The organism is Lactobacillus sp. N54.MGS-719 (assembly GCF_000980505.1).
GTDB lineage: Bacteria > Bacillota > Bacilli > Lactobacillales > Lactobacillaceae > Lactobacillus > Lactobacillus amylovorus.
Genome location: NZ_LARO01000058.1, coordinates 1 through 8,577, shown reverse-complemented (window position 1 = coordinate 8,577; position 8,577 = coordinate 1). Strand labels below are relative to the sequence as shown.

The 8,577-nt window shown below is 35.6% G+C and carries 11 protein-coding genes and 2 pseudogenes; 6 read left to right on the top strand and 7 right to left on the bottom strand.

The features are described from left to right. Positions 1-204: pseudogene (locus WS44_RS10130) on the top strand (hypothetical protein); the annotation flags it as partial. Further along, a pseudogene (locus WS44_RS10290) lies at positions 168-278 on the top strand (DNA methyltransferase); the annotation flags it as partial. The pseudogenes WS44_RS10130 and WS44_RS10290, both read left to right, overlap by 37 nt. A 46-nt stretch (positions 279-324) precedes the next feature. On the opposite strand, the gene WS44_RS08310 reads toward WS44_RS10290, so the two are convergent. The 4 genes from WS44_RS08310 to WS44_RS08295 are packed head-to-tail and all read right to left on the bottom strand — an operon-like array spanning position 325 to position 3,262. Further along, a complete protein-coding gene (locus tag WS44_RS08310; protein ID WP_013438312.1) occupies positions 325-1,185 on the bottom strand; it encodes a transporter substrate-binding domain-containing protein in 861 nt (286 codons plus the stop codon). 12 nt (positions 1,186-1,197) lie between these two features. Then, a complete protein-coding gene (locus WS44_RS08305) occupies positions 1,198-1,938 on the bottom strand; it encodes an amino acid ABC transporter ATP-binding protein (protein WP_013642224.1) in 741 nt (246 codons plus the stop codon). A gap of 9 nt (positions 1,939-1,947) precedes the next feature. Then, positions 1,948-2,622 (bottom strand): amino acid ABC transporter permease, encoded by a 675-nt coding sequence (locus WS44_RS08300; RefSeq protein ID WP_014566016.1) that lies wholly within the window; start codon positions 2,620-2,622, stop codon positions 1,948-1,950. Beyond that, the gene (locus WS44_RS08295; protein ID WP_046434002.1) at positions 2,603-3,262 is read right to left on the bottom strand and encodes an amino acid ABC transporter permease; all 660 of its coding nucleotides are present in this window, start codon (positions 3,260-3,262) and stop codon (positions 2,603-2,605) included. The genes WS44_RS08300 and WS44_RS08295 overlap by 20 nt, the downstream gene beginning before the upstream one ends. A gap of 149 nt (positions 3,263-3,411) precedes the next feature. Here WS44_RS08295 and WS44_RS08290 point away from each other — a divergent pair, with 149 nt between their 5' ends. Next, positions 3,412-3,645 (top strand): hypothetical protein, encoded by a 234-nt coding sequence (locus WS44_RS08290; RefSeq protein WP_013438316.1) that lies wholly within the window; start codon positions 3,412-3,414, stop codon positions 3,643-3,645. Positions 3,646-3,753: 108 nt separating this feature from the next. Here the strand turns inward: WS44_RS08290 and WS44_RS08285 are convergent, their stop codons facing one another. Next, a complete protein-coding gene (locus WS44_RS08285) occupies positions 3,754-5,412 on the bottom strand; it encodes an oligopeptide ABC transporter substrate-binding protein (RefSeq protein ID WP_046434001.1) in 1,659 nt (552 codons plus the stop codon). A gap of 322 nt (positions 5,413-5,734) precedes the next feature. After that, positions 5,735-6,925, bottom strand: coding sequence for an SLAP domain-containing protein (locus WS44_RS10125; RefSeq protein ID WP_288145724.1), 1,191 nt, complete (start codon positions 6,923-6,925; stop codon positions 5,735-5,737). A gap of 220 nt (positions 6,926-7,145) precedes the next feature. Here WS44_RS10125 and WS44_RS08275 point away from each other — a divergent pair, with 220 nt between their 5' ends. The 3 genes from WS44_RS08275 to WS44_RS08265 all read left to right on the top strand — a co-directional run bounded on the left by WS44_RS08275 (position 7,146) and on the right by WS44_RS08265 (position 8,214). Continuing rightward, positions 7,146-7,349 (top strand): hypothetical protein, encoded by a 204-nt coding sequence (locus WS44_RS08275; RefSeq protein ID WP_014566021.1) that lies wholly within the window; start codon positions 7,146-7,148, stop codon positions 7,347-7,349. A gap of 128 nt (positions 7,350-7,477) precedes the next feature. After that, positions 7,478-7,786: a hypothetical protein gene (locus tag WS44_RS08270; protein WP_014566022.1), complete on the top strand. Its 309-nt coding sequence runs from the start codon at positions 7,478-7,480 to the stop codon at positions 7,784-7,786. A gap of 11 nt (positions 7,787-7,797) precedes the next feature. Next, entirely contained in the window at positions 7,798-8,214 is a 417-nt protein-coding gene (locus WS44_RS08265; RefSeq protein WP_046434000.1) for a hypothetical protein, read from the top strand. Between the two features lie 39 nt (positions 8,215-8,253). Here the strand turns inward: WS44_RS08265 and WS44_RS10120 are convergent, their stop codons facing one another. Then, positions 8,254-8,424: a hypothetical protein gene (locus WS44_RS10120; protein WP_288145723.1), complete on the bottom strand. Its 171-nt coding sequence runs from the start codon at positions 8,422-8,424 to the stop codon at positions 8,254-8,256. Positions 8,425-8,577: the final 153 nt, after the last annotated feature.

Below are 8,577 nucleotides of genomic sequence, written 5' to 3'. Positions count from 1 at the left end.
CGATAAGACCGCTGCCAGTGTCATGCATGCTTTTAGAACGCTTCAAAAACAATACAGCGAGCACTGGAACGACATCTTCAAGACATCATTAACATTGAAACCTGGTGCAATTCACTGCCGAGAAAGATCTTAGCATATCATACCCCAGATGAAATCTTTGAAAAGAAGTTGGACAAGTCGAGGAAGTTAAAAATGTTGACGTAGAATTTGTCTGGTATCCGGTTTGGTCGCCGGACCGTATGAGCGACGCAGCTAAAAAATACTTTGGCATAGAATAAAGAGAAGTAATTCCAACTTTGAATTACTTCTCTTTTCATTTTTGATTTACTTTAATAAAATGTCGCTAGGCACAATTCCTTTACCAAAGTATGGTTTAAGTTCAATTTGGTAATCTTTCTTGAAGAAACCTTCAGCAGTCAAACGATTGATTTGTTTATTAGTCCACTTCAATAAAGATTTGTTACCCTTCTTAACAGCAGGTGCAATAAATTGGTGAGGACCAATTGATCTAATTCCGACTACATATTGCGGATTCTTTTTAATCCAGGCATATAAGTAGGAGTTATCATCAGCTAATGCAGCTCCTCGCTTATTTTTCATTGCATTAAATTGCTGGGTTTCTGAATCAAAACGTAAAAGCTTTATTCCAGGACGCTTAGCAAAGTAATTTTCACCCGTTGATCCTTTCAAAAGAATCAATTGTTTTCCTCGCAATTGCTTTTCACTGGTAATCGGGTGACTCTTAGGTGAAACGACACCAGTTGATACTTTCATGTAAGGATGGGCAAAATCTACTACTTCTGCTCTTTCTGGAGTCTTGGTAAAGTTGGCTAAGACCATATCTACTTTATCAGAATTCAATGCGTCAACCCGGTTATTTCCGTTAAGTTGGGTAAATCGTGGTTTCACACCTAATTCTTTAGCTAATTCTCGTGCAAGTCGCAAATCAAAACCAACCCGTTTACCTTGAGAGTTAACCCAACCATATGGTGGTAAGTCGCCATAAACACCAATTCGAATATAACCTCGACGCTTAATTTGGGTCACACTATTATTGTTACTCCAACCGCCACCACCAGCAGAACGAGCTAGATATGGTTTAGTTAAACCCATATAAGCTGAAGCTAACACTACGACAGCGGCAATTACACTAATAATAGTGTTGAATATCTTTCGTCCACTCATAGTTTCATCCCCCTAGAAGTCCATATCAGTGAGGAATTGCTGAGCTCTTTCAGATTGTGGTTCAGTAAAGAACTGTTCACAAGGAGTTTTCTCAATAATCCTGCCTTTTTCCAAAAAGAGGACTTGATCAGCGACACGTTTAGCAAAGTTCATTTGGTGAGTAACTAAAATCATTGTCATATGATCATTTTCTGAAAGTTTTTTAACAATATCTTCAATACCACGAACCATTTCAGGGTCAAGAGATGCAGTAATTTCATCAAGTAGAATAACTTCAGGCTTCATAGCCAAAGTACGGACAATTGCCACTCTTTGTTGTTGACCACCAGATAATTCTCGAGGATACGTGTCAGCATATTGATCCATATTTACCCGTTTTAACAAATGATGCGCTTCTTGTTCTACTTCTGCTCGATCCCGTTTTTGGACCTTTGTAGGTGCCAAAAGAATATTTTGCATTACTGTTAGGTTTGGAAAAAGATCATATGATTGAAAAACCATGCCAATCTTTTGTCGAATAGCTTGCCATTCTTTTGGAGAGGACTGGACCTTTTTACCATGAAAGACAATCTCACCATTTTTATAATTTTCCAAACCATTCAGTGTTCTTAAGAGTGTTGATTTACCTGAACCTGAGGGACCCAGAATCGCCAAAACTTCACCCTTTTTCAAATTAAAGCTAATATCGTGAAGTGCTTGCCAGTCACCATAAAACTTGTTTAGATGTTCCACTTTTAAAATTTCTTCAGTCATTTTTCTCACCTATTTTTGCTTTGCCATTAAACTCTTTGCCCATACTGATAAAGGATAATCCAGGATAAAGTAAAAGAAGAAAATCAAACCATAAACCCAGAAAACACCTGTTGGGAATTTTTGATTATTTGCTTCAATAATTTGTTGTCCCACATTGATAACATCCATTACACTGATCAACATTAAAATAGAAGTTGTTTTAATTACTCTTGTTGCTAAGTTGATCGTAGCTGGTAACTCTAACTTGAATGCTTGAGGTAACAAAACATACAAGAAAAGCTGCGTCTTACTCAAACCCAATGCCAAGCCACTTTCCTTCTGAGCTAATGGCACGGATTGCAAAGCCCCACGAACAATATCGCTGAACTCTGCTGCTACCCAAAGCGAAAAAGCTAAGACTGCCATCCAAGTACCCGGCCAATTAATATGCAAGCTACGAGGCAAAATATAATAAACCAAATAAAGTAGAACTACACTAGGTAAAATCCTAAAGATCTCCATGTAGACTCTTAAAATGCAACGAATTATTTTATTCGGCATTGTCCGGAGAACACCGAATATAGTTCCAATAAGCAATCCAATGATAATTGACAAAGCAGCAATCCAAATAGAGGTCCATAAACCAACTAATAGCCGATCAAAGTTGCTACCGCTGAATAAGACATTAATCCCCGAATGCGCCATAACGAACTTTCCTTTCTAGCCAGTTTAAAAGTAAAATTACTGGAATCATAATAATTGCATAGCCGATAACCAACATTAATAAATATTCATTAGACCGGTAATACATTCCGATCAAATCCAATGCCGTATTAGTCAATTCAGGAATTGCAATCACTGTAAAAATAGATGTTTCCTTAATAAGAAAAATCACATTAGCTGCCAAAGCTGGCATACTTAAGGCAAATCCTTGCGGGAACACAATGTATCTTGCTAATTGAAAGCGATTCATTCCTAAAGCTTCGCCAGAATTGATTTGACTATCCGTTACCCCTTGGAAGCCACCGGTGAACCCTTCAGCCATGTAGCCTCCCCCAAGGAAAATCAAACCGATAATTCCGGCAGTAATTGATGACATTCGCCAACCAATTACTGGAAATGCATAATACAAAAAGAAAAGTTGAATTAAAAGCGGTGTATTGCGTGCCAATTCGACATAAGCTGTTGCAATCTGACTTAAGATCGGGGTCTTAAAGTATTGCAGCAAACTTGCAATGACTCCAACAATGATTGAGCCAATAATCCCAACCAATGAGAGCCAAACAGTAAGAACGAAGCCATGCCCATATGCTGGCAATGCCTGCTGTATAATGGTCCAGTTCATTTATATACCTCTCATTCATGAAACATCATACTTTATGTGTGAATAATAATAGACTTATTAATATAAGTCAAATTTAACTTTAATTTTTGTTTATTATTCAAAAAAATCATATAATATTTAACAGATTTAAAAAGACTGGGGAAAAGTTGATGTATGTTTTTTACCAAATCGGTATCTCAATAGGGATGATTTTAGTTGCGCTTGCTATCCATATTTTGCGCCAATCTATTAATGAAAGTTCGCAGTTCACCATGGTTAATTACATCTTTGCCTTATCTATTGCCATTGGTGGCATCTTCATCATTGTAGCTAGCTTAGCGGCTATTCAGCCCCAGAACTGGTACACTAGCAGTTCACTTTGGAAAATTTTGATTGCAAATTAAAAATGATTCAGTACCTTGAGTGGTATTGAATCATTTTCTTTTTATTCTATTCGACTATTACCAGTCTCATAATTCAAACGAACACCATCTTTAACGTTAAGAAATTAACTACTTACTAAAGCCTACTTTGTACCAAACACTATTTGCAGCTGCTGGTTTTAACGAGTAGTTCACAATCTTATTATTGACTGCCTGAATTGAATATGAATTAGTCATTGGCACAATATAAGCTTCATCGTTCATATATTGTTGCCATTTATGAAAAGCTGCTACCCGGTACTTGTGATTGAATGCCTTAGTAGAATCAATTTCATCAAGCAATTTATTGTTTTCCTTGGTAACGAATCTAGAGTCATTCATTGGGTTAGTTTCGCTGTACATCCCTCTTGGTGAAGGCTCTGATGACAATGACCAAGCTGCCATAAACATATCGACATTTTTATCATCGTGGTCCAGTTTGTCGTAGAAGGAATTGAACTCAATTAATCTGCCACCAGTTAAGCTGACATGCAAGCCGATTTTATGCCACTGTTGAATATAATTCTGAATAATCGGCTCTTGCACTGCGGAACCTGTCATTGCGGCCAAGTGAATACTCAAAGGCTTGCCATTAGGTTGAACCCGCCATTTACCTTTCTTCTTGTAGCCAGCTTTAGCCAATAATTGGTTGGCTTTCTTTAAATTGTATGGAAAGCCTTTAGCATTCTTATCGAAGTAATCGCCAAATTGAGCAGGAATCAAAGTTGGCACTATGAAAGTCAAACCTTGCGTGTATCTCTTTTCAACTTGATTAATATTCATGGCATAGGCAATTGCCTGACGCAAAGATTTATTGTTCATCTTGGCATTCTTATCCATGACATTCTTGACTGCTTGCCAATCAGAGTTAACTACATCTGCAATATCAAACTTGTGACTCTTAATTGCTTGACTGGCTGATTTAGTCGAAACAACTTGCGCCACAATCTTATTCAACTTTGGTTTGCCTCTCCAATAATATTTATTGGGAACCCAAGTTACTGACTGACCTCTGACAACTTTGCTAACTTTATATGGTCCAAAGAATAATGGATCTTTTCTGATTTGATCTGATGAAACTAATTTACTGAAAGGTACATCCTTTAAATAATGGTATGGAGCTGCTGTTTCAATAAAATAATCATTACCAGATTGCAGCATCCCTGGTTTCATTGCTAAGAAGTGAATGACAATAGTTCTGCCATTTTCACCATCAGGATAAGTTATGCCTGAAATAGTTTTCGCTTTGCCATTGTGATAGGCTTTCATTCCCACGATATTAGCTAGAGAATCTGAGTACCGTAGACTGTTGGTAGCTTTATTGGCAGTCATTTCATATGGATATTCCAAATCCTTAGCAACCACTTGCTTGCCATCGGACCACTTAACTCCTTTCTTAACAGTAATTGTTACTGTCTTGGCTTTCTTGTCTAATTTAAAAGTAGCTGGGCCTTTATTAGTAATCTTATATTGATTATCAGTATCGAACAAAGCCTCATTACCAAATTGCATTACGTCTGAATCCACTTGATCAACTGATAACTGACTATCAAAAATCCCTTTAAAAGTAGTATCAGTTTCAATAGCATAGGTTAAAGTCCCACCCTGTTTTGCTGTTTTTTGTGGGGTTTGTTCAGGAAACTTATTCGCAGTCTTGGCTGCATTCTTATTATTTTGACCACATGCAGTTAAACTTAAAGCTGCACCAATAAGTAAACCGGTAGTACTGATAAATTTAATAGCTTTCATAGTTGTTTCTCTTTTCTAAAAAATAAAAAAGGCCCACATCCCAATTAAGGAATGTGAACCTTCATATAATAATTAGTAAATCAATTATCTGAGATTAGGATCGCCGCACACCATAATTTAGGATCACAAATAAACCATCATTTTGGTGGCGGCGTCGTAATTCTACTGTTAATGCGATTTGTGATTCTAACATGATATGTGACTCCTTTCTTAAATAAATTTAATGTTATATTAATCTTTCTTTTAGCTATTGTCAATAAATATTTTAGAATTTTTTATTGACATAAAAAGCACCGTCAAACGACAGCGCTTCAATATTTTTCTACTTTTCAGCTAACTTGGTAGCCTCTTCTGCAGTATTTTGAGTCTTAACTTTTAAACCTTTGAAAGTAACATCACTTGCCTTTACATAAACACTACCAATATTTTGCTTAACCCAAGTGTATTCATATTTACTATGTGGATCACGCATTGAAAAAGTAGTACCAATTAAGTGATAGAAAAGTTCTGCTTTCTTTTCACTAGGTACCCAAATGTACCGAGCATAATCAACCTGATAATTGTTCTCAGGCAAAAAGTTGCCACGAGCTGCCTTTTCCAAATATTTGCCACCTAAATCAACTAACTGACCTTGATCATTGTAAAGTGGTGTAGTCTTTTCTAGGCCTTGTTTAAAAGTAACCAACGATTGAGTTGATTCCGCAAAATTATGATTATCATCCATGAAGAATCTAAAGCTAAAATTACCCTCATCTTCATCTGGATAATCACCTGCATCAGTCCAGTACAAGAATTGATCCTTGGTGCCAGCTATTCTGACGTACAATTGTGGGTCAGTGTAGTCAGTATCGATCAAAACCTGATCAATCTTAACTTTGCTACCAGCACGAACAACTTTAGAAGTTTCCTTTAAATCTTTGTTCAAAACGTACATATCAGCACGTGGAACTACATAAGTTAGTTGCTTTGTGAAGACATATTGACCATTGATTTTACTTACATTCAGTGCCTTAACATAAGCACCGCTGCCAACGTAATAGTAAAGTTCACGTGAAGTTTCTGTCAATTTGCCAGCATATTTAATCTTTTGATTACGAGTTACAGTTGCCTTGCCACCACGATATGATTTCAAACGCTTGCCGTTTTTGTCATAAACGTAACCTTTACGAGCAATATTAATTACACCCTTGTTGCTAATACTGCCTAAGCAATTAGACTTAATATAACCATTGTCACCAAGCCACACGTAATTTTGACCATTATTAATTCTGATTATTGGAAAACTATCGCTTGACAGAAGTGAAATGCGACTAGTAATCCAAACTGAATTGCCATAAGTCTTAATTGTGCTATTACTCTTAACTTTTGTCTTGCCAGTATAAAAATTACCCTTTTTGTTATAAAGCGTGATACCATTTGTACTAGTTTTAATTGTTTTTTTGGTTGCTTTCTTGCTAGCTGCAAGAACCGGCTCATTGTTTTGAGTCAAAGCGATAGCTGGACTCAATGCCATTAAAGTTGCAGCTGAAACTAAGATGATTTTTTATTGAGTTTCATAATTTTACCTCGTAAAATATATACCTTTAATTCTTATTTTGGTTTTTCTTATGAATATAGTCTATCTTTATGCCCTCTATAAATTTTTATACATTCAATACTCAAAGAACTACAATAGTGGTGTATAGAGGTACAGCCAAAGTACTTGCACTCTGAATAACAGAAAGGAAGATTTCATGAAATATCTATCAAGAAATCAAGCAGAACAATGGCTGAATCAACATACGCTTTATGGGCAAAAGAAAAAATTATTCACTAACAAGTTTATGAAGAGATTGAAGAACTCCTATCGTTTGGTTCCCGACAAACACACCATCTTCGGGAAAAAATACAGCTTGTTGGAACTAAAAGAATATGCTCACGATGTAAATCCTAGATAATTTGCTTAAGCAAAAAGGCACCACTTAAATGCAGTGCCTCTTATTATACATATTTTTACTAAAATGACAGGTTGATACCTTTCATCAAATGATTGATTCAAGATTATATTATATTTTAAGGAGAACTCATGAAAAAAGTAACAGACTTACCTGATAAAAATAAACGACCAAAGAATAAACCGCGAAAACAGATTAAAGTTAATAGTTTTGCAACGGCAATGTTGGCTAAGGCTGAACAAGATAAGTACAAAGGTCCACAAGCCGTTGATGAGAACGGTCATACGAAAGAAGATCCCAAAGAAAAATATGAAAATGATGCTGTTACGGAATTCTGGAATGCTCTCTTTCCTAAAATTGATTCTGAGATAGCGAAAAAGGATAAGCGTAGAACTAAAATTGATCCTTCTAAGGTGATTAATTTTAAGGATAAGAAGTAAGACATTTAAAAATGAAGAGAAAAATTATTACTGTAGTTTTAAGCATACTCGCAGCTATTAGTTTTATCACTATATTCAACAACGGTCTTAATAATAAAAAGGTTGAAGCAACTCGGCTTCATCGTTATACCATACCTGCACGTTATCGTGGACATTGGCAGAATAAAAAACACAAATGGCAATGGATAAATATCACTAAACATACTATTTGTGGTGAATATCTGTCAAAGCATCCAATGACTACTTATCATGGTTCTAATGCTTTGAACATGAGAATGAAACCATCTACACATTACTATTTAGCTTGGCGAGGTGGAAAAAATCTTTGGTTCTGTTGTCCAGGTGGTGAAGAAAGTAATGTCTATCGTAGTGGATCTAAATTAAAATTTCGTGTTGATACATGGACAATGACTTTACAACGTCGTTAAACAATAGCATCCCCATTAACTAAAATGGGAATGCTATTTTTATTTTTTTATTTTCACATTAACCTGATACTTTACAGGAATTATCTCGGCCAAGTTATCCTTCAAAGGATTTTTTATCTTGTAAATAATAGGTTGCTTTTTTACATCAAATACTCGATAAATCCAATAATTAGAAAGAGATAATGCATGTTGTCTTTCATTTTCAGTCATAATAAAACTAAATTTATTACTTACTTTATCAGTGGTACTTTTAACTTCAATTTGGAAACTGTCAAATCTTTTGTGTAAATAGATCTTTCTCGTAAATTGATTTTTTAATTATTTATTTAATCAAAGTAGGATTCTAAGGTGTCCTGAACCTGA

Excerpts from the sequence above, each read along its gene's own strand:
- WS44_RS08310 (WP_013438312.1), bottom strand. The coding sequence starts at position 1,185 with ATGAGTGGACGAAAGATATTCAACACTATTATTAGTGTAATTGCCGCT.
- WS44_RS08305 (WP_013642224.1), bottom strand. The coding sequence starts at position 1,938 with ATGACTGAAGAAATTTTAAAAGTGGAACATCTAAACAAGTTTTATGGT.
- WS44_RS08300 (WP_014566016.1), bottom strand. The coding sequence starts at position 2,622 with ATGGCGCATTCGGGGATTAATGTCTTATTCAGCGGTAGCAACTTTGAT.
- WS44_RS08295 (WP_046434002.1), bottom strand. The coding sequence starts at position 3,262 with ATGAACTGGACCATTATACAGCAGGCATTGCCAGCATATGGGCATGGC.
- WS44_RS08290 (WP_013438316.1), top strand. The coding sequence starts at position 3,412 with ATGTATGTTTTTTACCAAATCGGTATCTCAATAGGGATGATTTTAGTT.
- WS44_RS08285 (WP_046434001.1), bottom strand. The coding sequence starts at position 5,412 with ATGAAAGCTATTAAATTTATCAGTACTACCGGTTTACTTATTGGTGCA.
- WS44_RS10125 (WP_288145724.1), bottom strand. The coding sequence starts at position 6,925 with ATGGCATTGAGTCCAGCTATCGCTTTGACTCAAAACAATGAGCCGGTT.
- WS44_RS08275 (WP_014566021.1), top strand. The coding sequence starts at position 7,146 with ATGAAATATCTATCAAGAAATCAAGCAGAACAATGGCTGAATCAACAT.
- WS44_RS08270 (WP_014566022.1), top strand. The coding sequence starts at position 7,478 with ATGAAAAAAGTAACAGACTTACCTGATAAAAATAAACGACCAAAGAAT.
- WS44_RS08265 (WP_046434000.1), top strand. The coding sequence starts at position 7,798 with ATGAAGAGAAAAATTATTACTGTAGTTTTAAGCATACTCGCAGCTATT.
- WS44_RS10120 (WP_288145723.1), bottom strand. The coding sequence starts at position 8,424 with ATGACTGAAAATGAAAGACAACATGCATTATCTCTTTCTAATTATTGG.